Source organism: Pseudoalteromonas sp. SCSIO 43088 (genome assembly GCF_023650795.1).
Lineage (GTDB): Bacteria > Pseudomonadota > Gammaproteobacteria > Enterobacterales > Alteromonadaceae > Pseudoalteromonas > Pseudoalteromonas shioyasakiensis.
In genome coordinates, this window is the sequence record NZ_CP072675.1 from 3,169,989 (window position 1) to 3,196,533 (window position 26,545).

Below are 26,545 nucleotides of genomic sequence, written 5' to 3' on the forward strand. Positions count from 1 at the left end.
CATTTGAAACCATCTTAGCACTCTTTAAGCGAGAGTGCTAACTTCAATTAAAAACTTTTTTAAAGTTCAAATCAAGTGGTTTTTGCATCTATTTTTAGTCTACGCTAACACGCTGAATAAGCGATGAATTCTAGCTTGGAGTGATATTTTGATAAATTAACAGCGACTAATATTTATCGCTAAAAGAGCAGTGTAACAATGAATTGTTACACTTTATCGGGTTCAATTTCTTTTATGTAGCGGTTAACTGATAAGTATGAACCAACAAATCCTAAGCCTGTTGCAAGAGCGACTAAAATGCCAAACTCTGTGAGTGTTAAACCAATCAAGTCAAAGCTGGTTTCATAAACACCCGCAACATCACTTACAGCAGCACCAAGCCACCACATCATTAACGCAACACAAATAAAAGAGAACAAACCGCCAATAATACCGTACCAAATCCCTGTCCATAAAAATGGCGCATGAATAAAGGTGTTTGTCGCCCCAACTAACTTCATAACTTGAATTTCGTCTTTCTTATCCATGATTGATAAGCGGATAGTATTACCAATGATCAGGGTGACGGAGGTTAATAATAGTAGAGCAATGGTGATCACGCTTTCTTTTAATAAACTTAAAAGTGCATTTAATCGCTCAAGCCAAGCAATATCGAGTTTACCAAAATCAACTTCTCTTTCGCCTTCAAGTTTTTGCAGTAATTGTTTTGCCGTATTTGGCTGACGGTATCGTGCTGTCGGCGTAACAATAACAACATCAGGTAACGGGTTCGCATCTAAATATTCAAGTGCTTGGCCAAATCCTGATACTTGTTTAAATTCAGTGAGGGCATCGCCTTTTGATATAAACTCCACTTTATCTACTTCAGGGTAGAGTGCTAAACGCTTAACCAAGGTTTGCGTTTGCTGTTCGCTCATAGTTTCTTTTACGAACAACGAGATCTCTGCGGCATCTTCAAAGCCACTGCTCACTTGCGAGACATTTTTAACCACTAAATAAAGCGTCGCTGGCAGTGTTAAGCTTAATCCCAATACCGCAATGGTCATCAATGAGGCTAAAGGCGTTCGCCACATTTCACCGAGGCTGTGCACACCTTGGCGAATAAGATTAATAAAGAAGAAATAAGGCGCTGCTAAAAATGACTTCTTCTGACGTTCGTTTTGGCTGTTGCGGCTTTTAAACAATAAACTCATAGTGCCCCCTCAGCTAACGGATCGTCAATCATACGGCCATCTTTCAGTGTTAGGCTGCGATAACGCATACGCGCAATTAAACCAATATCATGGGTTGCAATCAGCACGGTTGTACCATGATTATTAAAGTCTTCGAATAAACGTAAAATGTCCATCGAAAGTTCAGGGTCTAAGTTACCAGTTGGCTCATCGGCTAATAGGATTGGCGGTGAATTGACAATAGCGCGAGCAATACCTACACGCTGCTGCTCACCACCTGATAAGGTTGCTGGATTACACTTAGCTTTATCAAGTAACCCTACTTTATCAAGCGCACCGTGAACACGTTTAGCTATTTGCTTATGGTGCGTACCTTCAATGATTAAAGGTAAGGCAACATTATCAAACACTGAGTAACGTTCTAGTAAGCGGTGATTCTGAAAGATGATACCAATATCGCGGCGCACATAAGGGATCTGGCGTGATTTAACAGCATTTAAATCAACACCATTAATAAGCACCTGCCCGGCTGATGGACGCTCCATCAAGCTGATAAGCTTCAATAGTGTACTTTTACCTGCCCCACTGTGCCCGGTTAAAAAGGCCAGTTCGCCAGGCTTAATATGAAAGCTGACTTTTTCAAGGGCACGATGGCCACCTGGATATGTTTTACTGACTTGCTGAAAATTTATCATTTTAGTTATCAATCATCTTGCAGCGAAAAAGGGAGCAAGCTCCCTTTAGTTAATTATGCGTCATCCTCGTCTTGGCTAAATAGTGCATCAATAAAGTCACTACTATTAAAGGTACGTAAATCATCAATACCTTCACCAACACCAATGTAACGAATTGGGATATTAAATTTATCTGCAACGGCGAAAATCACACCACCTTTGGCGGTACCATCTAGTTTAGATAAAGTAATGCCCGTTAAACCAACACACTCATTAAATAATTTAACTTGGCTAATTGCGTTTTGACCTGTACCTGCATCAATAGTTAGCATAACTTCATGTGGCGCATCTGGGTCAATTTTCTTCATTACACGGGCAATTTTTTCAAGCTCTTGCATTAGGTTATCTTTATTTTGCAAGCGACCTGCTGTATCGGCGATTAACACATCAACATTACGAGCCTTTGCAGCCTGAAATGCATCAAATACCACTGACGCACTGTCTGCACCTGTATGCTGAGCAATCACTGGGATGCTATTACGCTCACCCCATACTTGTAACTGCTCAACCGCTGCAGCGCGGAACGTATCACCCGCAGCAAGCATTACTGACTTACCTTCGTTTTGGAACTGCTTAGCTAATTTACCAATCGTGGTGGTTTTACCTACACCATTTACACCCACCATTAAGATAACAAATGGCTTTTTATCACCACTTACAACCAGCGGCTGCTCGGCGGTTTTAAGCATACTAGCCATTTCTTGCTTCATTAACTCATATAAAGCATCACCATCTTTTAATTGCTTACGATCAGCGGCATCGGTTAGGTTATCAATCAACTTCATTGTTGTATCAACACCTAAATCGGCTGTTAGTAATTGTGTTTCTAGTTCTTCAAATAACTCATCGTCAATTTTCTTACCACTAAAAATAGACGCAAAGCCTGAACCAATATTAACGCGAGTTTTTAATAGACCTTTTTTAAGGCGTGCGAAGAAACCTTCTTTCTTTGGTTTTTCAGCAGCGGCTTGAGCAGCTTTCTCTTGCTCTACACGCTCAGCTTCTGCTTGTTCTTCAGCAATGCGTTCTTGCTCTAAACGCTCCGCTTCTGCCTTTTCTGCAGCAATGCGTTCTTGCTCTAAGCGAGCTGCTTCCGCCTTTTCTGCAGCAATGCGTTCTTGCTCTAAACGATCCGCCTCTGCCTTCTCTGCAGCAATACGTTCTTGCTCTAGACGATCCGCTTCTGCTTTTTCTGCAGCAATGCGTTCTTGTTCTAAACGTTCCGATTCTGCCTTTTCTGCAGCAATGCGTTCTTGCTCTAAACGATCCGCCTCTGCCTTCTCTGCAGCAATACGTTCTTGCTCTAGACGATCCGCTTCTGCTTTTTCTGCAGCAATGCGTTCTTGTTCTAAACGATCCGCCTCTGCCTTTTCTGCAGCAATGCGTTCTTGCTCTAGACGTTCAGCCTCTGCTTGTTCAGCAGCGATACGTTCTTGCTCCAAGCGAGCAGCTTCTGCCTTCTCTGCAGCAATGCGTTCTTGTTCTAAACGCTCCGCTTCTGCCTTTTCTGCCGCAATACGTTCTTGCTCTAGACGTTCTGCCTCGGCCTTCTGCGCAGCAACTTGCTCGGCTTCACGCTGCGCCTGTTCTGCTGCAGCACGCTCTTGCTCTAATTTCATTGCTGCTTCTTGCTCAGCAAGACGAGCTTGTTGTTCTTGACGTTGTTGTTCTGCCGCTTGCTGCTCTTGAGCTAAACGTTCAGCTTCTGCTTGTTCTGCCGCAATGCGTTCTTGCTCTAAACGCTCAGCTTCTGCTTTTTCTGCCGCAATGCGTTCTTGCTCTAGACGCTCCGCCTCTGCCTTTTCTGCCGCAATGCGCTCTTGCTCTAGACGCTCAGCCTCTGCGTTTTCTGCCGCAATGCGCTCTTGCTCTAAACGCTCCGCTTCTGTTTTTTCAGCAGCGATACGCTCTTGCTCTAGACGCTCAGCCTCTGCGTTTTCTGCCGCAATGCGCTCTTGCTCTAAACGCTCCGCTTCTGCTTTTTCGGCTTCAATTCGCTGTTGTTCTTCTATTTGCTTCTGGTTATCAGCCTCTTTTGCTGCTTGCTCTGCTTGTTGCTTATCTGATTTGCCAAAACCAAACCAAGACAGGAATTTACTTTTTTTTGCCATACTTGCTAATAACCACTTATAAAAATCTGATAAACTTACATGAATAATAGTTTGGTGACAGTTCAGCTTTTAAGCCAAACATAAACAGGTACCATCTATCGCTAAGGTCGCAATACTATCACTTTTAGCGCAGTAGAAAAATGACGCGCTAGCTATTGCATACAATATTATCTGAGCTAGTGGTCAGTTACCAATGATTAGTGAGTTAAATGAGAAAAAAATCAACAGCTAACCGCCAAGCTAAAGCAGCGAACAATAAATCAGCAAATGGTTTTATTCGTATTATAAGTGGGCAATTTCGCGGTAGAAAATTACCCGTAAAAGATGTGCAAGGCTTGCGCCCAACCACAGACCGAATAAAAGAAACTGTATTTAACTGGCTAATGCAAGATACCCGAGGCGCAGCGGTACTCGATTGCTTTGCCGGTTCCGGCGGTTTAGGTTTTGAGGCGTTATCGCGCTTTGCTGATCATGCTGTGTTTTTCGAACTAGATAAAGGCGCCGCTAGCCAACTAAAAGAAAACATTAGCACCCTTAAATTGGATAATGCAGCCGTAAAACAAGGCAATAGCCTTTCATTATTAGAACAAAACACGCAAAACGAGCAATTTGATCTAATTTTTGTTGACCCACCATTTCGACAAAACTTAGCTGAAAAAAGTTGTTTTTTACTCGAAAAAAATAACTGGCTATCTGCTCAAGCACTTATATATGTTGAGGTCGAAAGCGAACTAAGCGACCTAGATACTCCAGATAACTGGATGCTTTTAAAAGAAAAAGCTGCCGGACAAGTGATTTGTCGGCTATATCAACGCGAGACAAATTAACTCTGTTTTGCAAACCTAGTTTCTGTTAATATTATTCTTTACATGTGGTGTTGCTTCGGATTACAATACCGCACCATTTTTGAACCACTTGGTCGTTATTCGATCAACTTGAGCAACGCTCATTATTTAGGTAGGTGAATTTTTAATGCCAGTAATTAAAGTAAGAGAGAACGAACCGTTTGACGTAGCACTTCGTCGCTTCAAGCGTTCATGTGAAAAAGCAGGTATCCTTTCAGAAGTTCGTCGTCGCGAGCACTATGAAAAACCAACAGCTGAGCGTAAGCGTAAAAAAGCTGCTGCAGTAAAGCGTCACATGAAGAAGCTTTCTCGCGATAACGCACGTCGCGTTAAATTATACTAATCAGTATTTGGTCTTGTATAAATGAGCCTTTTATTAACGCTAAAAGATGCGCAAAAAGATGCGATGAAGGCAAAAGACAAAGAACGTCTTAAACCTATCCGCATGGTACTTGCTGCAATCAAGCAACGTGAAATTGACGAGCAAATTACGCTTGACGACGACGGTATTACCGCTGTTTTAGTAAAGCTTGTTAAGCAACGTCGCGATTCTTACACCCAGTACATTGATGCGGGTCGTGAAGATTTAGCTGAAATTGAAGCCAGTGAGATTAAAGCACTTGAAGAATTCTTACCTCAACAATTGAGTGAAGAAGAAATCATTGCTCTTATTGACTCGGCTATAGCTGATACAAACGCAGCGGGTATGCAAGACATGGGTAAGGTAATGGGAGTTATCAAAAGCAAAGCTGAAGGTCGTGCCGATTTAGGTAAGATTTCTGGCTTAATCAAGCAACGATTAACTGCCTAACCCCCACATACAGATGTATGATTCAAGCAAACCGAGCCTAGTGCTCGGTTTCTTGCTTTTAGTCTTTCATAAACACAGTAATTGTGTTCAAATCTTATTTTACAACGCATAGATAGCGCAGGAAAATACAACAGCTATGGCCGGAAAGATCCCTCGACAGTTTATTGATGATTTACTTGCTCGCACAGATATTGTTGAGTTAATTGATTCGAGAGTTGGCCTTAAAAAAGCAGGTAAAGACTACCAAGCCTGTTGCCCATTCCATAACGAAAAATCACCTTCATTTACCGTTTCTCAAGATAAACAGTTTTACCACTGCTTTGGTTGTGGTGCCAATGGCAATGCAATTTCGTTTGTCATGGAATACGACAAATTAGAGTTCGTTGACGCCATTGAAGAATTAGCGAGTATGCTCAATTTAGACGTACCTCGCGAACAAGGCACAAGTTCAGGCCCACAACGCACCGCAGAACAAAAGCGCTCCGATTACGATTTAATGTTACATGCTGCTCGCTTTTATCAGCATCAGTTAAAGCATCATGCCAACTCAAAAACGGTTATCGACTATATCAAGGGCCGTGGTTTAAGTGGTGAAACAGCGAAAAAGTTCATGATTGGTTATGCGCCAAGTGAATGGGAAGCGCTATGCCAGCAACTTGGCCGCAACAAAGAACAAAAAGAGCAGCTTGTAGAACTAAAACTAGCCTCTGAAAAGTCGCCTGGTCGCCAATTTGACTTCTTCCGTGATCGACTCATGTTCCCTATTCGCGATAAACGCGGTCGGGTGATTGCCTTTGGTGGCCGTGTTATGCAAGCGGATCAAGGTCCTAAATACCTTAACTCACCAGAAACCCGTATTTTCCATAAAGGCTTTGAGCTATATGGTTTATACGAAGCCAAGCAAGCACATAAAAAACTTGAACATATTTTAATTGTTGAAGGTTATATGGATGTTGTTGCTTTAGCTGAGCAAGGCATCGAATATGCCGTTGCCGCCCTTGGCACAGCAACGACCGCAGAACATATGCACACTTTATTTAGAACCACAGATAAAGTGATTTGCTGCTACGACGGTGACCGTGCTGGCCGCGATGCTGCTTGGCGTGCACTAGAAAATGCACTGCCTTATCTTGGTGATGGTAAGTCGTTAAAGTTTGTGTTTTTACCAGATGGTGAAGACCCTGATTCACTGGTACAACAAGAAGGTAAAGACGCTTTCGAAGCAAGGTTAAGCGAAGCGGATGATTTTACTAAGGTGCTGTTTAATAAACTCAGCCAAGAGATAGACCTTACTCAAGACGCAGGTAAAGCAAAGCTCCTTAGTGATGCCCTGCCACTAATTGAAAAAATCCCTAGTGATTTTTACCAAGAAAATATTTTGGAACATCTTGGCCGCTTAATTGGTCGAACAAGAGAGCAATTAAATAATCGCGTTAAGTCGCCAAAGCAACAGCATGCGATTGAGCGTAAATTTAAAATAACGCCGATGCGCCAAGCGATTGGTATTTTATTACAACACCCAAATTTGGCGACCAGCATTGCTTATATGCCAGAGTTAGCTGAGATGAAAATAGCCGGTATTGAGCTATTTTTACGCATTCAGCACTTAGCACTAGAACGTGAAGGTATCACGACGGCACAAATTTTAGAGTCATTTAGGGATGGCGCTGAATATGACGCGCTAGTGAAACTAGCAACTTGGCAGCACCAAATAAATGACGATCGTTTAGAGACGGTTTTTAAAAATACTTTTAAATTTATTGAAGACCAGTGTTTAAATTATCGACTAGAGACCCTATTAATAAAAGACAAGACCCAAGGCTTAAGCAGCGAAGAAAGGCTAGAATGCCACTTACTGACGCAAGCGTTAAAAGGCAGCAACAGCTAGTCAGAATTGAATAATGCTGTTATACTGTGCTATTCACTGCGTCTAGTTAGTTTTCGTGTCGCTTAATTAGTAAGCGAGCTGGCGCCTGTTGTATCAACTTTCAGAGTGGAAGAATAAATCTCTATGGATCCAACTCCTCAGTCACAATTAAAGCTTCTGATTCAAAAAGGTAAAGAGCAAGGTTATTTAACTTTTGCAGAAGTTAATGATCACCTTCCACAAGACATTATCGACTCAGATCAGGTAGAAGATATCATTAGCATGATTAATGATATGGGTATCAAGGTAAGCGAAAACGCACCTGATGCCGATGAATTAATGATGCAAGAAACAACGACAGACGAAGACGCAGCAGAAGCCGCGGCAGCTGCACTTGCGACTGTAGAAAAAGAGATCGGTCGAACAACTGACCCTGTACGTATGTATATGCGTGAAATGGGTACTGTTGAACTTCTTACGCGTGAAGGCGAAATCGTAATCGCTAAGCGTATTGAGGAAGGTATTAACCAAGTACAGATTTCAGTTGCTGAATACCCTGAAGCAATTACTTATCTACTAGAGCAATGGGACAAATTCGAAGCTGAAGAAATGCGCTTAAGCGATATTATCTCTGGCTTCTTTGATCCTAATAATGAAGACGAATCACAAATTTCTGCAACACACATCGGTTCTGAGTTAAACGAAGAGCAACTCGACGAAGAAGACGACGAAGACGATGATGACGAAGATAGTGATGATGATAGCGATGATGATAGCGATGGCGACACAGGTCCAGATCCTGAAGAAGCCCGTATTCACTTCGAAAACTTACGTGAGCTTTATAACAAAGCACGCGAAACGTTCGAAGAAAAAGGTCGCTCACACCCTGATTCACTTGAAGCTATTGCAGAAATCGGCGAACTATTTAAAACATTTAAATTAGTGCCAAAACAGTTTGACCGCATGGTTAACAACATGCGTGAAATGATGGACCGCGTTCGTGTACAAGAACGTATCATCATGAAGCAAGCTGTACAAATTGCTAAGTTACCGAAAAAGAACTTCATCAAGCACTTTGCAAATAACGAAACAGACACAAGCTGGATTGACCTTGAGATTGCTGCAAACGAGAAATACTCAGTAGCACTTGAATCAGTTAAACCAGAAATAATTCGTTGCATCAGCAAACTAAGTGCAATTGAAGAAAGCACAGGTCTTAGCATCGAACGAATTAAAGATATCAACCGTCGTATGAGTATTGGTGAAGCGAAAGCCCGCCGTGCGAAGAAAGAAATGGTTGAAGCGAACTTACGTCTTGTAATTTCAATTGCGAAAAAGTACACCAACCGTGGTTTACAGTTCTTAGACCTTATCCAAGAAGGTAATATTGGTCTAATGAAAGCGGTTGATAAGTTCGAATACCGCCGTGGTTATAAGTTCTCAACTTATGCAACATGGTGGATCCGTCAAGCAATCACACGTTCGATTGCTGACCAAGCACGTACCATCCGTATTCCTGTGCACATGATTGAGACGATCAACAAATTAAACCGTATCTCTCGTCAAATGCTACAAGAGATGGGTCGTGAGCCGAGCCCAGAAGAATTAGCTGAGCGTATGTTAATGCCTGAAGACAAGATCCGTAAGGTACTTAAAATCGCTAAAGAGCCAATTTCAATGGAAACACCAATCGGTGATGATGAAGATTCGCACTTAGGTGACTTCATTGAAGATACCACTATCGACTCACCTATTGATTCTGCAACCATGGAATCACTACGTGGCGCAACAAACGATGTACTAGCGGGCTTAACAGCACGTGAAGCTAAAGTACTACGTATGCGTTTCGGTATCGACATGAACACTGACCATACATTAGAAGAAGTAGGTAAACAATTTGACGTAACACGTGAGCGTATTCGTCAAATCGAAGCGAAAGCGTTACGTAAATTACGTCACCCTTCTCGCTCTGACTTACTAAAAAGCTTCTTAGATGCTAAGTAATTTAGTATCGCGTTATTAACTAAAAGGCCGCTGTTGCGGCCTTTTTTCTATTCGAGAGATATTCATGGCTTGGATCCAAATTCGCATCAACGCAAATGCAGACAACGCAGAATTAATCAGCGACTTACTCATGGACACTGGCAGTGCGTCAGTCACCTATGTTGATGCCAAAGATACCCCTATTTATGAGCCAAAACTTGGTACTGTGCAGTTATGGGCTGATACCACTGTGATTGGCCTGTATGACGCTAACCATGATATGGACAGCGTAGTAGCAACATTAAATGCTGAAGCAACACTCGCCGATAAGCTCGTTTATAAAATTGAACAGCTTGAAGATAAAGATTGGGAGCGTGAGTGGATGGATAACTTCCACCCTATTCAATTCGGTGAGCGCTTATGGATCTGCCCAAGCTGGCGCGATATTCCAGATCCTGATGCGGTTAATGTATTGCTCGACCCTGGCCTTGCTTTTGGTACAGGCACCCATGCAACGACTGCGCTTTGTTTAAAATGGCTAGAAAGCCAAGATTTAACAGGTAAAACCGTGGTCGACTTTGGTTGTGGCTCAGGTATTTTAGGAATTGCGGCGATCAAACTCGGCGCTGAACGTATGATCGGTATCGATATAGATCCTCAAGCCCTTGAAGCAAGCCGCGATAATGCAAAACGTAATGGCGTTGCAGATAAACTTGAAGTGTATTTACCTGAAGATCAGCCAGAATTTACAGCCGATATTGTGGTTGCAAACATCTTAGCTCAACCACTTCGCGAACTACATGAAGTGATTTTAGGTCTTTTAAAACCGAATGGTAAAATTGCTATGTCAGGTATTTTAGAAGAACAAGCTCAGTCTGTAGCCGATGTTTACGCCCCGTTTTTAGCACTTGATGACGTGGCTGTTGAGGGTGAATGGACCCGAGTCAGCGGCATCAAGAAAGCCTAAATAGCACTAGAGTATTTACTCAAACATAATAGGTAAAGCCAGTATTTAACAGGCTTTACCTTATTTTTACAGTTAGTAGTTTCTCACTTTTTTGTGAGTAAAAAATTTTTCTGTTCAAATATCAAACAAATCAACCTACCCGTCAAACTGTTATCAAAAGTCAATACGAAAAGGGCAAAAAAAAGTCACTTTTGTTCAATTTATAGCCTTTGATTTTTGTAAAAAAAGCCGTAAACTTAGCGCCCCTTGAAAAGAGGCCAATTGAATAACAGTGCGTATCGGTTCATACCAACTTGAGAACAATGTAATTGTCGCGCCAATGGCAGGCATTACAGACAGACCATTTAGACAACTTTGCCGTCGCTTAGGTGCGGGCCTTGCTGTTTCTGAAATGCTCTCGTCAAACCCGAAAGTATGGAAAACTGAAAAATCGATGAACCGTATGGATCACAGCGGTGAGTCGGGAATTCGTTCGGTGCAAATCGCCGGAGCCGATCCTGAGCTTATGGCACAGGCAGCACAATTCAATGTCAGCAATGGTGCACAGATCATAGATATCAATATGGGGTGCCCAGCTAAAAAAGTGAATAAGAAACTCGCAGGCTCTGCCTTATTACAGTTTCCTGAATTAGTACAAGAGATACTCGATGCCGTTGTTAATGCTGTCGATGTCCCTGTCACTTTAAAAATCCGTACCGGATGGGATCAGGATAACCGTAATGGTGTCGAGATTGCGAGAATAGCTGAACGTTATGGCATTGCCTCACTGGCAGTACACGGGCGAACGCGCGCATGTATGTATAAAGGTGAAGCAGAGTACGCCACAATTAGGGATATTAAACGTTCAGTGTCTATCCCTGTCGTTGCCAATGGTGATATTACTTCACCAGAAAAAGCAAAGCAGGTTTTGGATTATACGGGTGCAGATGCCATTATGATTGGTCGAGCCGCCCAAGGTCGCCCTTGGATTTTTAGGGAGATAGACCACTATTTGCGAACTGGAGAACATTTGCCAGCACCTGAAATTTCAGAAGTGCGCAGCATTTTGATGGAGCATTTAGACAATCTTCATCAGTTTTACGGGGAGCCAATGGGAGCGCGTATCGCTCGAAAGCATGTATCTTGGTATTTGCAAACCCATGACAGTGACGGTCAGTTTAGGCGAGTATTTAATGCGTTAGATAACCCACAGGCACAAGTCGACGCATTAGAAGAATACTTTAAAACACTAGCAGCTAACTAAGAAAGAAAGAGACATATAACGATGTTCGAACAAAACGTGACTTCTCCATTTATCACAAACCCTCATGTACAGTCACACGAGAAACCACAGCCGTTGCGTGATGCAGTGAAAAAAGCTGTTCATCACTACTTAAAGCAACTTAATGGTCAAGACGTACAAGACGTATACGACCTTGTTCTTTCTGAGCTAGAAGCACCATTACTTGAAGAAGTAATGACGTACACGCGTGGTAACCAAACTCGTGCTGCAATCTTACTAGGTATCAACCGTGGTACTTTACGTAAGAAACTTAAAAAGTACGGCATGAACTAATACCCGTTATATTGAATCCGTAATCAGTTTAACGAGCCATCGTTATAATTGCTTACAGCTTCATAGTAACTGGTAATAAGTTATTTGAAAAAAGCACCTTAGGGTGCTTTTTTTATAGCTGTTAAAAACTATGCAAAATCCTCACGCTTTAAACGTCGTTTTTTAAAGCAGATTCAGTTAAAATACCGCCTTTCTAAGCTAGCTCAAACATTGAGGTAATCAAAACTACAATGGATACACATCGTCCAATTCGTCGCGCACTATTAAGTGTGTCAGATAAAACCGGTATCGTTGAATTTGCTCGCGCTCTTGAAGCACAAGGCGTGGATATTTTATCAACTGGCGGTACTTGCAAATTACTTGCTGATAACGGCATCAAAGTCACTGAAGTATCTGACCATACTGGTCACCCTGAGATCATGGATGGTCGCGTAAAAACACTTCATCCAAAAATTCACGGCGGCATCTTAGCGCGTCGCGGTCAAGATGAAGACGTAATGAGCGAGAACAACATCTCTGCTATCGATATCGTTGTAGTTAACTTATACCCCTTCGCAAACACTGTTGCGAAAGAAGACTGCAGCCTAGAAGATGCGATTGAAAACATCGATATCGGTGGTCCAACTATGGTTCGCGCTGCGGCGAAAAACCATAAAGACGTAACTATCGTAGTTAATGCAAAAGATTACGACCGTGTGATCAGCGAAATGCAAAGCAACAACGGTTCAACAACTTATAAAACACGTTTTGATCTAGCTATTGCTGCTTACGAGCACACAGCTCAGTACGATGGCATGATTGCAAACTACTTCGGCAAAATGGTTCCTGACTACACAGAGGAAGCTGCTGAAGAGACTAAATTCCCACGTACTATCAACATGCAGTTCACTAAAAAGCAAGATATGCGCTACGGTGAGAACTCACACCAAGACGCTGCTTTTTATGTTGAAAACGACCTAACTGAAGCATCTGTTGCGACTGCAGTTCAACTGCAAGGTAAAGCACTTTCTTACAACAACATTGCTGACACTGACGCAGCATTAGAGTGTGTAAAAGAATTCGACGTACCAGCGTGTGTTATCGTAAAACATGCGAACCCTTGTGGTGTGTCAATTGGTGACAACATTCTTGAAGCCTATGATCGCGCATTCAAAACTGACCCTACATCAGCATTTGGTGGCATCATCGCATTCAACAAAGAGCTTGATGCAGACACAGCTGAAGCAATTGTTGCTCGTCAATTCGTTGAAGTTATCATTGCACCTAAAGTATCTGAAGCCGCTGCACAAATCGTATCTGCTAAGCAAAATGTTCGTTTATTAGAATGTGGTGAATGGACGGGTAATGCAACAGGTCACGACATCAAGCGTGTTAATGGCGGTATTCTAGTTCAAGACCGCGACCTAGGCATGGTAACGCAAGGCGACCTTAAGGTTGTATCTAAGCGTCAACCAACTGAGCAAGAATTAAAAGATTTATTATTCTGCTGGAAAGTAGCTAAATTCGTTAAGTCTAACGCAATTGTTTATGCACGTGACGGTATGACAATTGGTGTAGGTGCAGGTCAAATGAGCCGCGTTTACTCAGCGAAAATTGCTGGTATCAAAGCTGCTGACGAAAACCTTGAAGTAAAAGGTTCAGTTATGGCATCGGATGCATTCTTCCCATTCCGTGACGGTATTGATGCAGCAGCAGAGGCTGGCATCACAGCAGTTATTCAACCAGGTGGTTCAATGCGCGATGAAGAAGTTATCGCTGCAGCTGACGAAGCTGGTATGGCAATGGTATTTACAGGTATGCGCCATTTCCGCCACTAATCACATAAAGGGTTAAGCACATAGCTTAACCCTTTTTGTTTGCCACAAATTCACGTATTCTGATTAATAATAATAATTACCCATATAATGAAGGAACAGATGATGAAATTTGCCGTAAAATCGTTACTCGTTGCCAGCCTTGCACTGACATCAGCACAGGCTTTAAGCCATTCTCATGAATCAGCGCTTACACAAGCTGTGCAATCAAGCGAACGTGATGCTAAAAATAGCGCACGTGATAAATATCGCCATCCAGTTGAGACACTTGAGTTCTTTGGCTTTAAGCCAAACATGACAGTTGTTGAAATTGCACCGGGCGGTGGCTGGTATAGCGAAATTCTTGCGCCAGCTGTAAAAGGCCATGGTGTTTACTACGCGGCACATTTCCCTGCTGATTCTGAGGTGGGTTATTACCAACGTTCATTAGCTGGTTTTAAGAAAAAGATGAGCGATGACGCACGCTTCAGTGAAGTTAAACTAACTGAATTTGCGCCAGTAACACATCTTGATATTGCACCAGCGGGTAGCGCAGATCTTGTCTTAACATTTAGAAATGTACACAACTGGTACATGGGTAAAGATAAAGAAGGCGCGTTAAGTGCGTTTAAAGCATTTTATAAAGCACTTAAACCAGGCGGCACTTTAGGTGTGGTTGAACACCGCCTACCTGAAGCGCGCAGCGATGAAGATCAGAAATCATCAGGTTATATGAAGCAAAGCTATGTAATTGAAATTGCAAAGCAAGCTGGCTTTGAACTAGTGGCAAGCAGTGACATTAATGCAAACCCTCTTGATACAGCGGATCACCCTAAAGGGGTGTGGACACTACCACCGCGTTTAGCACTTGACGAAAAAGATGCTGCTAAATATAAAGCGATTGGTGAAAGTGATCGTATGACGCTGAAGTTTAAAAAACCGCTATAAATAGGATTATACGCCATGAATGTACTTGTCATCGGCAGTGGCGGCCGCGAACACGCTCTTGCGTTTAAGGCTGCACAAAATACTAAAGTAAACACCGTTTTCGTTGCTCCAGGTAACGCAGGTACTGCACTAGAGCCAAAACTTGAAAACGTTGCTATCAACGTTGAAGACCTGGCAGGTTTAGTTACTTTTGCTAAAGAAAACAACGTTGAGTTAACTATTGTTGGTCCAGAAGTACCGCTTGTTTTAGGTGTCGTTGATACTTTCCGTGAAAACGGTCTAGCTATCTTTGGCCCAACAGCAGGTGCTGCACAGCTAGAAGGCTCTAAGTCATTCACTAAAGACTTCTTAGCACGTCACGACATTCCAACAGCTGATTACCAAACGTTTGAACAAATCGACCCTGCACTTGCTTACCTAAAAGAAAAAGGTGCGCCAATTGTTGTTAAAGCTGATGGCTTAGCAGCTGGTAAAGGCGTTATCGTTGCGATGACAGAGCTTGAAGCTGAAGAAGCTATCCGCGATATGCTTGCAGGCAACAGCTTCGGTGAAGCGGGTAGCCGTGTAGTTATCGAAGAGTTCTTAGAAGGCGAAGAAGCCTCTTTCATCGTGATGGTTGATGGCAAAAACGTACTGCCATTCGCAACTAGCCAAGACCACAAACGCGCTTACAACGGTGACCAAGGTCCAAACACTGGTGGCATGGGTGCATACTCACCGGCTCCAGTGGTGACTGATGAAATTCACCAACGTATTATGAACGAAGTGATCAACCCAACGGTTGAAGGTATGGCAAAAGAAGGCCACCCTTACACAGGTTTCTTATACGCAGGTTTAATGATCACCGCTGATGGTACGCCAAAAGTAATCGAATACAACTGTCGTTTTGGCGACCCTGAAACACAACCTATGATGCTTCGTCTTAAGTCTGACCTTGTTGAACTTATCGAAGCGGCTAACCGTGAAGAACTAGATAAAACAGCAATCGAGTTCGACCCACGTGCAGCAGTCGGTGTTGTATTAGCAGCTAAAGGCTACCCAGATAGCTACCCGAAAGGTGATGCAATCAGCGGCTTGCAAGTTACTTACCCTGAAGGTGAGAAAGTATTCCACGCAGGGACTAAGCAAGATGGCGAAAACGTTGTAACTGCTGGCGGTCGTGTACTTTGTGCTACGGCACTTGGCAACACAGTAACCGAAGCGCAACAACGTGCTTATAAACTAGTTGATGAAATCAGCTGGGAAGGCATGGAATATCGTACTGATATCGCTTACCGTGCTATTGCTCGCGAACAGAATTAAGGTCAAACCAGTCTAATTCTGAAAAAAGCGCAGTTTATCTGCGCTTTTTTAATGCTACACTGTTAAGAACATTTACCTAGATAAAGAACTAATTTTGAATAATAAAGCACTGAAATATAACTTTGTTTCATTTCTTATTCTGACAATTTTGTTTTTTATCATTGCTACCCTAGCTGCACATTTAGCCAGCCCTACCCGCTACACTATAGATAAAACAGCCCCCATCTACAGTAATACAGCTTATCGAATAGATAGTAGTAAAGCGCTGACTCTCGAGCAGTTTTTAGCTGAACCAGACAAACTTAAACAGCGCCCTTTTAAAGATGTTGAGTGGGATTTAGCGGCGCAAGATTATTGGTTAAAGCTTGATTTAGAAAACCGTCAAGCAAAGCCTGTGGAGCTGGCGATTCACTTTGATAACCCTATGGTTGATTATCTTAGCGTTTATCATGTTGATGATAAGGGGCAGCTTATAGATACAACCGAGCTGGGTGATAAAGTATCTGGTCTTAGTTTGTTTCAGTACAGTACACCGCATAGCATGCTTACAATGCAGGGCTATGAGCAAACATCCCTCATTATAAAAATAGATACGGTGGGTATTAGCAAAACACCTATTAATATTTATGGTGAAAAAGAGTTTCAAGATCTACTACGTTCGCAATCAGGAATTTGGGGGATCTTCATTGGTGTGCTGATCATGGCTGCCCTGTATAACTTGGTATTATTTTTAGGGATCCGTGACCGCGTCTACCTTATTTATATAGGCTACATCATCTCAGCACTGTTACTTATGGGCTCAGTGCTCGGCTTTGGTTTTTACTTATGGCCGTTATCGTGGCAAATCTTTTTTAATGAGCAAGTGGTGTTCAGTAACTACGCGATTGCATTTTTCACCGTGGCGTTTTGCACTATGTTCTTACGCTACCATAAAGACAATTGCCGCTTATACAAGCTCAGTATCAGCTTTTTAGCCCTGCTGTTTAGCCTCAGTCTTATCAGCTTTTTTATGCTGGAATACCATTCTTCAAAAATCTTTTTTGCCATCATGGTGCCGTTATACATTCTATGTATTTGCATGATTTACAAAAAGTTGGTGAGCGGTTTTCGGTGGGCAAAATTTTATGTCATGTCGTGGGTGCCACTGATTGTAGGCGCTGCCATTCAGCCTTTAGAACTAACGGGCTTTATTCCTTATAGCTTTGCAGTTAGGCACATATTTTTAGTCGCTATTCTCTGTGAGATTGTGCTCATGGCAATGGCGTTGGCAGATCGCGTTCGTTATCAACGTGAAAAAGCGCTGTATCATGCAACCCATACCCAACAAACTGAGCTACTCAACCAAGCAATGCTCAAACAAGCCTATATGGCGATTACCTCGGAGCATAGACTCGCTAACCTTTGCTTAGTGAAAATCGAGCAATTTAATGCCCTAATGAGCATTCTAAAGCCAAGCCAAAGCAGCCAAATAATTATCACTGTGGCTCAATCTTTAGAGCATCAAATTAATAAGAATAGGCAATTTATTAATTTAGAGTCAGCGCTAGATAACAGTCCAAAAGTGGCTGACTTAGGCAATGGTGTACTGGCTTTTATTTCTACCAAAATTCAATCACAAGCAGAGCTTCACCAAGAGCTTAGCAACTTATGCAAACAGCTGCCTAAGCAATATAAAGTGGCAGGCTTAGACCTGCAGCTTTACTACCGCTATAGCATTACTGAGCCAGTGAGTGATGATGGCTTTGATATTTGGCTACAACGTGGCTACTTAGGGTTGTCACAAAAGCAGCAAAACATCGACTTTAACACACCGCATATCGATATGGATGTCAGCCTTGCCGCTGAGTTACAACAAGCAATGCGAAGCAATACCTTAGCCATTTACTTACAGCCCATTATTAATTTACGCAATGGTGCTATCTGTGGCGCAGAGGCATTGTTACGCTGGCCTACAGCGGGTAAATACCTGGACATTGAGCAACTCATTTTATTGGCTGAACGTACTGGTTTAATTAACGAGTTGAGCTTATGGGTGATTGATCAGGCTTGCCTAGCTGCTGCCCAGCTTAATCGACAAGGCTATCGCGAGCATACCATTAGCGTTAATTTAAGTGCCAAGAATCTAGCTATCCCTAAGCTTGTCGAAAAAGTCGAAAACACCATTTTAAAGCATGGCATTACTGCGGATCAGTTAAAGTTTGAATTGACTGAATTTGCGCTTATCAAAAACCATGATGAAATGGTCAGCTTTATCAGCGAACTTAATAAACTCGGTAGCAAGGTGGTACTCGATGATTTTGGTACCGGTTACTCATCGTTAAACTACTTAGTAAATTATTCATTTAGCACGATTAAAGTCGATAAGAGCTTTATTCTTGATTTAGTGAATAACACCACCAACCAGGTAGTGGTAAAAACGGCTATTGATATGGCTCATAACCTTGATATGAATATCACTATCGAAGGCATTGAAGACCAAGAAACAGAAAAAATGCTGATCAAGATGGGCGCAGATCAAGGGCAAGGCTATTATTACAGCAAAGCGGTACCGATTAATGAGTATCTAAGCTTTATTGCCTCACAATTTAAATAGGCCGTGTTACACTGCCCTTTTTAACATCTTTAGGGGCCATGTAAAGATGCAAGGTACGATCAGAAAATTAAAGTCGACACTGACCTCTCCTGTCGAATATCAATTACCTATCGGTGATGAGCTAGTTTCATTAAATGACTATATTGGTAAGCCGCTCACACTGACTTTTACCGGCAATATTTTTTGCTGTAACTGTGGTAAGAAAACCAAGAAAAGCTACTCTCAAGGCCACTGTTTTGTTTGTATGCGCAAACTGGCTAGCTGTGACATGTGTATCATGAAACCTGAAACGTGCCACTTTGATAAGGGCACCTGTCGTGAGCCACAGTGGGGTGAAGAAAACTGCATGATCCCGCATTACGTGTATTTAGCCAACACTTCAGGCCTAAAAGTAGGTATTACCCGCCATACTCAAATTCCTACACGCTGGATTGACCAAGGTGCGACGCAAGCTTTACCTATCTTTAAAGTACAAACCCGTCTTCAATCGGGTTTAGTTGAGGTTGCCTTAGCCGAGTTTATTGCTGATAAAACCAATTGGCGAAACATGCTAAAAGGTCAATCTGAAGCAATTGATTTAAAAGCTGCTGCTGCAGAGTTGATCCCACAAATTGATGCTAAGTTAAGTGAACTTGCAGAGCTATTTGGCGCAACAGCCATTGAAAAGCTCGATGAAGATGTAGTTGAGCTAGACTACCCAGTAAGTGAATACCCAAGCAAAATCAGCTCTTTCAATTTTGATAAAGCACCAGAAGTATCAGGTATTTTAAAAGGCATTAAAGGCCAGTACTTAATTTTTGATACTGGCGTCATTAATATTCGTAAGTTCACTTCTTACGAAATTAGCTTAGGTTAAGCACTTTTTTCGCTATTGAGATAAAAATCATACCATTGCTGCTTCGCTATTGGGCGGCAAAAGTAATAGCCTTGAATGGTATCGCAGTTAAGTGAACGTAAGTAATTTAACTGCTCTACCTTCTCTACCCCTTCTGCGACAACATGAATACTCAAGCTTTTCGCAAGGCTAATAATCGCCGTAACAATTTCACTATTTCCGTATTCATCTGGCACTTTTGCGATAAAGCTGGCATCTATTTTTAACGTATCAATTGGCAGTTTAGTTAAGTAACTTAAAGCCGAATAGCCCGTGCCAAAGTCATCTAACGTAATATGCACACCTAGCTTTTTAAGCGCGAGTAACTCTTGTTTAGCTTCACTAAAGTGGCTGATAAAACAGCTTTCAGTAAGCTCTACTTCAAGCTTGTATGGGTCTACATCGTAACGCTCAAGTAAGCGTTCAACATTCGATGCTAATTGTCCCTGACGTAAGTGATTAGCCGAAATATTAATTGCCAAGCGCCCTGCTTCAATGCCTTGTTGCTGCCATTTTTCTAACTCTATACAAGCCTGCTCGATAACCCATAAATCAAGTTTCACAATTAGGCCAAGTTCTTCAGCAAGAGGGATAAACTTAGCAGGTGAAATCACTCCAAGGTTTGGCTCATGCCAACGTAAGAGAGCCTCTACCCCTAAAATTTTGCCTGAATTTAACTCCTGCTTAGGTTGGAAATAAAGCTCAAACTCATCGCTTTCTATGGCGTTTTGTAATCGGCTCATCATTGCCAATCGCTCTAAAGAGCGTGCATTCATCGCAGGTTTGAATAATTGAAATGAATTACGTCCCACTTCTTTAGCACGGTACATAGCAATATCTGCATGCTTAAGCAGTGTAGCGCTATCTACGCCATCATCAGGGTAAACCGCAGCGCCAATAGAAGCTGTAATTGCAACCACATGCTCGTTAATAGCAAGCGGCATACTCACCTGCTGCAAGACTTGTTCGGCAAAGTTGAGCAGTGTTTCAACCCGATTTACTTCGCATAGCAGAACAAACTCATCGCCACCTAAGCGCGCAAGAGTATCCCCTTCAGGAAGAATTGATAAAATACGCTCTGCTACTTGCTGCAATAAGTTATCACCAGCGTCATGCCCTAAGCTATCGTTAACCTCTTTAAAGCGGTCTAAGTCGATAAACATCACTGCTAATAGATCATGGTTTCGTTTGGCAGAACTCAGCGCAATAGAGAGTCTGTCATGAAATAAGCGCCGATTAGGCAGGCCTGTTAGCTCATCGTAATAGGCGAGCTGGGCAATTTTTTCTTCTGCACGTTTACGCTCTGTAATGTCGCTAAAAATTGCCGCATAAAGCACTTCATCAAAGTTAGGGTCTTTAATCTGGATAATGGTGAGCCACTCTACAAACTCTTCACCATCTTTTTTGCAATTGCAGATCTCCCCTTGCCAGACCCCTTCGTATTCAATGGCATGCCACATTTTTTGATAAAACGAACGGCTGTGTTTTGTCGAGCTTAAAATATTGGGACGCTTACCAATTACTTCATGCTCAGCAAAGCCGGTCAGTTTAGTAAAAGCAGGGTTAACTTGAATAATCGTGCCGTCTTTACGGGTTAACATAATGCCATCGAGTGAGGCATCAATAATTTTATTTGCTAAAAACAAGTTACGTTGTGATTTTTGCAAGGCAATATCACGCTGCTCTATGGCTCGTTCAAGCTCGCAGCAATAAGCTGACTCAATCTCTGTGATCAAATCAGCAAAAGATATAACCCCGCAAATTTCATCATCTCTGACCACTAAATGACGCACATTACGCTCTGTCATAGTGCGATACGCATCAAATAAACTGCTTTCACAATCAATTTCAATTAACGGGTAGCTAGCATATTGCCAACAAGGATTTAGCCACTCGGTTTGAATGATCAGCTCAACAATATCACGCTGAGTAATAATACCGTGCAGTTCAAGCTCTCGGTTATAAACCAGTACACTATCAAGGCGGCCTGCGCGCATCAGTTGCACAACCTCTTCTATCGGGGTTTGCGCATCAACTATCTCTAGGTCAGTGCGATACTGCTCATGAATAGGCCGAAATTGTAAGTAGTGGTCCAAACCTTGGTTATGCACAATATCAGATAAGTTCAACATACCCGCAGGCTGATTTTCGCTATCCATTACCAATAAATGACGAATGCCATGCTGTTGAAAACGCAGGGTTGCATCACTGACTGAGCATTGATTTGGCACTGTAATAACAGGCGCCGACATGACCTCGTGAATGGCAAGGTTCTTATAGAGCGGGCTGCTGATGTCAATTTTCAAACAATCAGCTTCCGTCCAAATACCAACAACAGACTGCTCATGCTTAATAAAAATAGCCGTCACATTGTGAACATGCATCAACCTCACCGCATCGACCAAAGGCGTATGCGCAGGACACGATACCAACTTTTGCGAAAAGACATCACTCACCTTTTGATGTCGTCTTGGTTGATTCATAAGTCGACTTTCCTAGTTCTTACATGAATTGGCAATTATAATCATTTCAACCTATGCAACTTTGACACAGGACAATAAATGCACTCATCATTTCCTAAGATTATTTTTTCAGACCATGAATTAGCATTAGTTGAAGACGAAGCCGATATAGAAAGCTTTTTATATGGCTTAAGTGAAGAGCAGCAACAAGAAGCGATGCTACTTTTGGCAACAGGGCACTATGTCAACTTGCAGGGAGAAAGCGTGAAAGCATTAACTGATTTAGAGCTTGCTAATAGAGTGACTGAGCACCTAGCACAAGAGGGAGTATGCTGTTTAAGTAAGGTTACTCGGCTTACACCAACGCAAGCCTTTGCGATGCTGGCAGATTAAGGCGCATCCACCAGCGCTTTAATGTGCGCAACGGCACTACGGCCAAGGGCTGATAAAGCATAACCCCCTTCAAGATAAGAGATAATCCCTTTGCAATCTTGCTGCTGACAAAATTCAGCTAATTGTGTGGTTAGCCATGCGTAATCGTCTTCAACAAACTTCAGGCTTGCCATGTCATCTTCAAGATGAGCATCAAAACCTGCACTAATAAACAACAGTTCAGGTTTAAATTCATTGAGTTTTGGTAGCCACTGCTCAAGGTAAACTGCTTTTAAGTCATTACCATCACTGGCAATTGGCAGCGGTGAGTTAACTAAAGTCGCGTTATTTTCAACGGCGGTATTTGGGTAAAAAGGGTGTTGAAACAAAGAGCAAAACAACACATTGTCATCATCTAAAAAGATATCTTGCGTGCCATTACCGTGGTGTACATCAAAGTCCAAAATAGCGATACGTTTAACACCTTTGCTTTGCGCGTATTTCACGGCAATGGCTAGGTTATTAAAAACGCAAAACCCTGCAGAGGTGCTACGGTTTGCATGATGCCCTGGTGGTCTAACCGAGCAAAATGCAGCATCCAGTTTATCAGCAAGAATTTCATCAACGGCGAGTAATCCAGCACCAACGGCTCGTTCAATTGCTTTCATTGAATCTGGGCACAACCAAGTGTCGCCGTCTAATTCAGCAAGCCCTTCATCGGGAATTGTTTGCTCTACATGGCTTACCAAAGGTTCATCATGAGCAAGTAAAAAGTCGTCGCGGCTGGCTTTAGGAGCTTGTAAGTGAGTAATTGCTATATCAACACCACTTGCTAGCAAGCGGTCGGTGATCACATCTAAACGCGCGGGGCATTCGGGGTGATCCTCAATCATTTTATGTTTACGACAAAATGGATGTGAGATAACTGCCGTTCTCATAATACGCTCCTTGAATTATTTTCCCCCAGTATAACAAAGCCACCTAACGGTGGCTTTGCGACTTTGGTTTACTTTTTAGCGCGTAAATCTAAATTCCTAAAGTCAAAACTAAAGTCTGTCACCGCCATTGAGACAGCGCGCATTTTTGCACTACTCACTCGGTTATCTGGGCTCATTTGAAACTCAATGTAAGCATCTGCTTCGAGTAACTTTTCATCCCACTTCACAATAAACGTATTGCCCGTGTAATGCTCAAGCTGACCTTTCAAACGCTTTGTATGAGTAAAATCAATACGTAGCTGACCATTTAACTCCTCGATTACCACATCACCATACCAGTTATCGTGCAGAGTGCCTGTGTAGTTGATGTTTGGTAGTTTCGCTTGATAATCAGCAGGTGTTTCTGGTTTTGCGTTTGCGTAAGCTTCTTTTTTACCTTCAAAGTGCTTTTTAGCAAGATCTTCAACCCAGTCTTTATCTTCAAGATCTAATGCATCTTCTAATACTTCATAGGTCACTGCAGAGAGCGCACTAAACGCTTGCTGGTTACTCAGAATAACAATACCGAGGTTTTTCTCTGGTAATAATGTCACTTGAGACACCATACCTAAAATACCACCACCATGGCCTAGCTTTTTAATGCCGTGGAAATCTTCAATGCTCCAGCCTAAACCATAACCTCTAAATTGTTGGTGGTAAGCTTCATAAGCACTTTTTGATGCCATTGACGTAATGTGCGGGTGCCACATTTGTTGCTGTTGCTTTTCAGTGAATAACTGCTGGCCATTTGGCATTTTGCCATGTGCAAGCTGCGTGCGTAGCCATTGGCTCATATCGCTTACGCTTGATGCAATCGCACCAGCGCCACGGAAATCTTCAAGGTAGTTCACAAAAAATGGGTGTAGTTGGCCATCCATTGGAATATGACCCGTCGCCCAGTTTTTATTGCTACTAGGAATACGTGAAAAACCTGCGCGTGAGTTTTTCATATCAAGTGGCTGAAGAATATTTTTCTCGATGTAATCATTCCAGCTCATGCCAGATACACGGGCTACCACTTCACCTGCAGTCACAAACATTAAGTTGTTATAGGCATATTTACTACGAAAGCTACTCGCTGGTTTTAAGTATTTTAGCCCTGCGATAATTTCATCAATCGATTTGTCAGTATCTGGCCAAATCATTAAATCGCCTTGCCCTAAACCCAAACCGCTACGGTGGCTTAATAAATCGCGAATGGTCATTTCACGTGTTACGTAAGGGTCATACAGACGAAACTCAGGAAGATGATCAATTACTTTGTCATCCCAGCTAAGCTTACCTTCATCAATTAATTTAGCTAACGCTGCTGCGGTAAATGCTTTGGTGTTTGACGCGATACCGAATAAGGTGTCTTTATTTACTTTTTTACCGGTATCAAGGTGAGATACACCAAAACCTTTTGCTAACACGACCTGATCATTTTCAACAATCGCTACAGCCATACCCGGTACGTCAAAACGTGCCATTGACGTTTCGATTACTTTTTCAATTTTTTTAGTATCAATATCGGCATAACTGTAAAACGAACAGCTCGATAACAGCGCCGCTGCAACGGCTAATTTACGAAATATCATAATATCCCTAGGTGATTTTTATTGTTGTGAATAGCGAACTCTTTCGCTGCCCGAGTTTTATCTGGATCATCGCAACTTGGTCTTGCGAGTATTGCTTCACTGTAATGATTTGGTACACCTGCTTCAAGCGCTCCGCGATGAACATGCTGAAGATACCAGTCGAATGGCAGTAAAGACTCATCTAAGGTGTTAGCGATATAACAATGGGCAGCAAGTTGCTCGCCATCTAGTAGTTCAACGGTGATATCTACACAGTCATAACGCGGCCCTTCGATATCATCAAGAATCGACTTTTCAGCTTCGTTTAACTGATACACAACACCATATACCAAGGCATCTGCCTGATCTGTTTTGCGCACGCTACACTTTGCAGAGCCGTCGGTACTTACCATATCAAACGTCAGTTCATAGCCTTTTAAAATAGCTGTGCCTACCCGCTTTGCTTCAGGTAACCTTGCCAGCAATCTGCTCGATGACATATTTGAACCAAATGAAAAGTTATATAGCGCCATACTTACCTCACACAACAACGCGAATAGCTAAGGCAATTAAGATCACGCCAATGCCTCTATCAAACCAGTATCCGCTTTTTAAGAAAAATGCTCGCACTGATGCTTTTGATAACACCAATGATAAAAATGAAAACCATAGCCAAGTCGCCATTGCCATATACACGCCATAACCAGCCTGCACTACAACAGGTGTTTCAGGGCTTATTACAAGAGTAAACAACGACATAAAAAACAGTGTTGCTTTGGGATTAAGGGCATTGGTAAAAAAACCGCGTCGAAATGCTTTATACACAGATTCAGGCTCAGCAGGGGCAAGGGTTTGCTGTTTACTATCGCTAGGTTTTGCGCTTCGTAAAGCTTGCACACCCAAGTATGCCAAATAAGCCCCTGCAAGGTATTTTAAAGCCATAAATAAGCTAGGTGACTGGGATAAAATTAATGCCACACCTAATACACAATAAGCAATATGCAGCAAAATAGCCGCACCAACCCCAGCACTGGTCCAAAGCGCATTTTTACGACCTTGTTGAATACTTTGCTTGAGTACAATTGCAAAGTCAGGACCTGGGCTTGCTACCGCAAAAAAGTGAGCTATGGCTATCAATAAAAACTCATCTAAATACTGCACTCAATATTACCCTACTGCTTGTTCATCTAATGCTAATAACAACGGATTTGCACTGTCACTCACCAATGCTTTAATTTGCTTTTGCGCTTTTTTATATTGGCTGCGTAAATGGGGTTTTAAAAACTTCTTCGACTGATTGTCCCCTTTAAAATGCGTAACCAGCGCATGCATAAATAGCGTTTGTGGCTCAGTCAGCGCTGCTTGGCGATTGGCATAAGGGTTATAACCGCAGCCGCAGCCACCTTTAAATTGATACACCGTATTACTCATCATCACCCCAAAGCCTAAATAGCATGCCAACGCATCGCTTGCTTGCGGTAAGTACTCTTTACCGCCAGGAGGTAAGACATATATGGACGCTCCCTTGAAGTCAAGACGAGCTAATGTATAAACATCAAAATTGATGCCTTTATTTTATTATCATGTATCTCATATCACAGTAATGATGCGTCACAAGCTTGC

At 42.3% G+C, this 26,545-nt stretch carries 22 protein-coding genes and 1 pseudogene; 14 read left to right on the forward strand and 9 right to left on the reverse strand.

Annotated elements, in window-relative coordinates:
- Window positions 1–206: 206 nt before the first annotated feature.
- The 3 genes from ftsX to ftsY are packed head-to-tail and all read right to left on the reverse strand — an operon-like array spanning window position 207 to window position 4,017.
- Window positions 207–1,193: a permease-like cell division protein FtsX gene (gene ftsX, locus J8Z28_RS14625; RefSeq protein WP_054551047.1), complete on the reverse strand. Its 987-nt coding sequence runs from the start codon at window positions 1,191–1,193 to the stop codon at window positions 207–209.
- Window positions 1,190–1,867, reverse strand: a complete 678-nt coding sequence (ftsE, locus tag J8Z28_RS14630; protein WP_054560978.1) for a cell division ATP-binding protein FtsE — start codon at window positions 1,865–1,867, stop codon at window positions 1,190–1,192. The genes ftsX and ftsE overlap by 4 nt, the downstream gene beginning before the upstream one ends.
- A 53-nt stretch (window positions 1,868–1,920) precedes the next feature.
- A complete protein-coding gene (ftsY, locus tag J8Z28_RS14635; RefSeq protein ID WP_082710969.1) occupies window positions 1,921–4,017 on the reverse strand; it encodes a signal recognition particle-docking protein FtsY in 2,097 nt (698 codons plus the stop codon).
- A 209-nt stretch (window positions 4,018–4,226) separates the two neighbouring features.
- On the opposite strand from ftsY, the gene rsmD reads away from it, so the two are divergent.
- From rsmD to J8Z28_RS14700, 13 genes are all read left to right on the forward strand, one after another.
- On the forward strand, window positions 4,227–4,844 hold the full coding sequence (gene rsmD / locus J8Z28_RS14640) for a 16S rRNA (guanine(966)-N(2))-methyltransferase RsmD (protein WP_062566443.1): 618 nt from the start codon (window positions 4,227–4,229) through the stop codon (window positions 4,842–4,844).
- Between the two features lie 145 nt (window positions 4,845–4,989).
- Window positions 4,990–5,205, forward strand: a complete 216-nt coding sequence (rpsU, locus tag J8Z28_RS14645; protein ID WP_002957797.1) for a 30S ribosomal protein S21 — start codon at window positions 4,990–4,992, stop codon at window positions 5,203–5,205.
- A 21-nt stretch (window positions 5,206–5,226) separates the two neighbouring features.
- Window positions 5,227–5,673 carry a GatB/YqeY domain-containing protein gene (locus tag J8Z28_RS14650; protein ID WP_054551044.1) on the forward strand — a complete coding sequence of 149 codons (447 nt, stop codon included), beginning with the start codon at window positions 5,227–5,229 and terminating at the stop codon, window positions 5,671–5,673.
- Window positions 5,674–5,809: 136 nt separating this feature from the next.
- Window positions 5,810–7,561 carry a DNA primase gene (gene dnaG / locus J8Z28_RS14655; RefSeq protein WP_062566444.1) on the forward strand — a complete coding sequence of 584 codons (1,752 nt, stop codon included), beginning with the start codon at window positions 5,810–5,812 and terminating at the stop codon, window positions 7,559–7,561.
- A gap of 123 nt (window positions 7,562–7,684) precedes the next feature.
- A complete protein-coding gene (gene rpoD, locus J8Z28_RS14660; protein WP_062566445.1) occupies window positions 7,685–9,544 on the forward strand; it encodes an RNA polymerase sigma factor RpoD in 1,860 nt (619 codons plus the stop codon).
- Window positions 9,545–9,608: 64 nt separating this feature from the next.
- Window positions 9,609–10,490, forward strand: a complete 882-nt coding sequence (prmA, locus tag J8Z28_RS14665; protein ID WP_055020740.1) for a 50S ribosomal protein L11 methyltransferase — start codon at window positions 9,609–9,611, stop codon at window positions 10,488–10,490.
- Between the two features lie 271 nt (window positions 10,491–10,761).
- Window positions 10,762–11,733 (forward strand): tRNA dihydrouridine synthase DusB, encoded by a 972-nt coding sequence (gene dusB / locus J8Z28_RS14670; protein ID WP_054560983.1) that lies wholly within the window; start codon window positions 10,762–10,764, stop codon window positions 11,731–11,733.
- 21 nt (window positions 11,734–11,754) lie between these two features.
- A complete protein-coding gene (fis, locus tag J8Z28_RS14675; RefSeq protein WP_002957804.1) occupies window positions 11,755–12,045 on the forward strand; it encodes a DNA-binding transcriptional regulator Fis in 291 nt (96 codons plus the stop codon).
- Window positions 12,046–12,275: 230 nt separating this feature from the next.
- Window positions 12,276–13,862, forward strand: coding sequence for a bifunctional phosphoribosylaminoimidazolecarboxamide formyltransferase/IMP cyclohydrolase (gene purH, locus J8Z28_RS14680; protein WP_054551039.1), 1,587 nt, complete (start codon window positions 12,276–12,278; stop codon window positions 13,860–13,862).
- Between the two features lie 102 nt (window positions 13,863–13,964).
- Entirely contained in the window at window positions 13,965–14,786 is an 822-nt protein-coding gene (locus J8Z28_RS14685) for a class I SAM-dependent methyltransferase (protein WP_058585847.1), read from the forward strand.
- 15 nt (window positions 14,787–14,801) lie between these two features.
- Window positions 14,802–16,088: a phosphoribosylamine--glycine ligase gene (purD, locus tag J8Z28_RS14690; protein WP_062566446.1), complete on the forward strand. Its 1,287-nt coding sequence runs from the start codon at window positions 14,802–14,804 to the stop codon at window positions 16,086–16,088.
- Between the two features lie 94 nt (window positions 16,089–16,182).
- The gene (locus J8Z28_RS14695) at window positions 16,183–18,681 is read left to right on the forward strand and encodes an EAL domain-containing protein (RefSeq protein WP_062566447.1); all 2,499 of its coding nucleotides are present in this window, start codon (window positions 16,183–16,185) and stop codon (window positions 18,679–18,681) included.
- A gap of 46 nt (window positions 18,682–18,727) precedes the next feature.
- Window positions 18,728–19,537 (forward strand): DUF2797 domain-containing protein, encoded by an 810-nt coding sequence (locus tag J8Z28_RS14700; RefSeq protein WP_062566448.1) that lies wholly within the window; start codon window positions 18,728–18,730, stop codon window positions 19,535–19,537.
- Here the strand turns inward: J8Z28_RS14700 and J8Z28_RS14705 are convergent.
- Window positions 19,534–22,038: an EAL domain-containing protein gene (locus J8Z28_RS14705; RefSeq protein WP_062566449.1), complete on the reverse strand. Its 2,505-nt coding sequence runs from the start codon at window positions 22,036–22,038 to the stop codon at window positions 19,534–19,536. The genes J8Z28_RS14700 and J8Z28_RS14705 overlap by 4 nt on opposite strands.
- A 78-nt stretch (window positions 22,039–22,116) precedes the next feature.
- Here J8Z28_RS14705 and J8Z28_RS14710 point away from each other — a divergent pair, with 78 nt between their 5' ends.
- Window positions 22,117–22,410 carry a DUF4144 family protein gene (locus tag J8Z28_RS14710; protein ID WP_062566450.1) on the forward strand — a complete coding sequence of 98 codons (294 nt, stop codon included), beginning with the start codon at window positions 22,117–22,119 and terminating at the stop codon, window positions 22,408–22,410.
- Here J8Z28_RS14710 and J8Z28_RS14715 read toward each other — a convergent pair.
- The 5 genes and pseudogenes from J8Z28_RS14715 to J8Z28_RS14735 form a co-directional block, all read right to left on the reverse strand.
- Window positions 22,407–23,327 (reverse strand): histone deacetylase family protein, encoded by a 921-nt coding sequence (locus tag J8Z28_RS14715; protein ID WP_062566451.1) that lies wholly within the window; start codon window positions 23,325–23,327, stop codon window positions 22,407–22,409. The two genes, J8Z28_RS14710 and J8Z28_RS14715, sit on opposite strands and share 4 nt — an antisense overlap.
- Window positions 23,328–23,395: 68 nt before the next feature.
- Window positions 23,396–24,943 carry a serine hydrolase gene (locus tag J8Z28_RS14720; protein WP_062566452.1) on the reverse strand — a complete coding sequence of 516 codons (1,548 nt, stop codon included), beginning with the start codon at window positions 24,941–24,943 and terminating at the stop codon, window positions 23,396–23,398.
- Entirely contained in the window at window positions 24,940–25,455 is a 516-nt protein-coding gene (locus tag J8Z28_RS14725; protein ID WP_062566453.1) for a gamma-glutamylcyclotransferase family protein, read from the reverse strand. The genes J8Z28_RS14720 and J8Z28_RS14725 overlap by 4 nt, the downstream gene beginning before the upstream one ends.
- 7 nt (window positions 25,456–25,462) lie before the next feature.
- Window positions 25,463–26,083: a LysE family translocator gene (locus tag J8Z28_RS14730; RefSeq protein WP_054560994.1), complete on the reverse strand. Its 621-nt coding sequence runs from the start codon at window positions 26,081–26,083 to the stop codon at window positions 25,463–25,465.
- A gap of 6 nt (window positions 26,084–26,089) precedes the next feature.
- A pseudogene (locus J8Z28_RS14735) lies at window positions 26,090–26,431 on the reverse strand (hypothetical protein); the annotation flags it as partial.
- Window positions 26,432–26,545 lie beyond the last annotated feature (114 nt).

Excerpts from the sequence above, each read along its gene's own strand:
- ftsX (WP_054551047.1), bottom strand. The coding sequence starts at position 1,193 with ATGAGTTTATTGTTTAAAAGCCGCAACAGCCAAAACGAACGTCAGAAG.
- ftsE (WP_054560978.1), bottom strand. The coding sequence starts at position 1,867 with ATGATAAATTTTCAGCAAGTCAGTAAAACATATCCAGGTGGCCATCGT.
- ftsY (WP_082710969.1), bottom strand. The coding sequence starts at position 4,017 with ATGGCAAAAAAAAGTAAATTCCTGTCTTGGTTTGGTTTTGGCAAATCA.
- rsmD (WP_062566443.1), top strand. The coding sequence starts at position 4,227 with ATGAGAAAAAAATCAACAGCTAACCGCCAAGCTAAAGCAGCGAACAAT.
- rpsU (WP_002957797.1), top strand. The coding sequence starts at position 4,990 with ATGCCAGTAATTAAAGTAAGAGAGAACGAACCGTTTGACGTAGCACTT.
- J8Z28_RS14650 (WP_054551044.1), top strand. The coding sequence starts at position 5,227 with ATGAGCCTTTTATTAACGCTAAAAGATGCGCAAAAAGATGCGATGAAG.
- dnaG (WP_062566444.1), top strand. The coding sequence starts at position 5,810 with ATGGCCGGAAAGATCCCTCGACAGTTTATTGATGATTTACTTGCTCGC.
- rpoD (WP_062566445.1), top strand. The coding sequence starts at position 7,685 with ATGGATCCAACTCCTCAGTCACAATTAAAGCTTCTGATTCAAAAAGGT.
- prmA (WP_055020740.1), top strand. The coding sequence starts at position 9,609 with ATGGCTTGGATCCAAATTCGCATCAACGCAAATGCAGACAACGCAGAA.
- fis (WP_002957804.1), top strand. The coding sequence starts at position 11,755 with ATGTTCGAACAAAACGTGACTTCTCCATTTATCACAAACCCTCATGTA.
- purH (WP_054551039.1), top strand. The coding sequence starts at position 12,276 with ATGGATACACATCGTCCAATTCGTCGCGCACTATTAAGTGTGTCAGAT.
- J8Z28_RS14685 (WP_058585847.1), top strand. The coding sequence starts at position 13,965 with ATGAAATTTGCCGTAAAATCGTTACTCGTTGCCAGCCTTGCACTGACA.
- purD (WP_062566446.1), top strand. The coding sequence starts at position 14,802 with ATGAATGTACTTGTCATCGGCAGTGGCGGCCGCGAACACGCTCTTGCG.
- J8Z28_RS14700 (WP_062566448.1), top strand. The coding sequence starts at position 18,728 with ATGCAAGGTACGATCAGAAAATTAAAGTCGACACTGACCTCTCCTGTC.
- J8Z28_RS14705 (WP_062566449.1), bottom strand. The coding sequence starts at position 22,038 with ATGAATCAACCAAGACGACATCAAAAGGTGAGTGATGTCTTTTCGCAA.
- J8Z28_RS14710 (WP_062566450.1), top strand. The coding sequence starts at position 22,117 with ATGCACTCATCATTTCCTAAGATTATTTTTTCAGACCATGAATTAGCA.
- J8Z28_RS14715 (WP_062566451.1), bottom strand. The coding sequence starts at position 23,327 with ATGAGAACGGCAGTTATCTCACATCCATTTTGTCGTAAACATAAAATG.
- J8Z28_RS14720 (WP_062566452.1), bottom strand. The coding sequence starts at position 24,943 with ATGATATTTCGTAAATTAGCCGTTGCAGCGGCGCTGTTATCGAGCTGT.
- J8Z28_RS14725 (WP_062566453.1), bottom strand. The coding sequence starts at position 25,455 with ATGGCGCTATATAACTTTTCATTTGGTTCAAATATGTCATCGAGCAGA.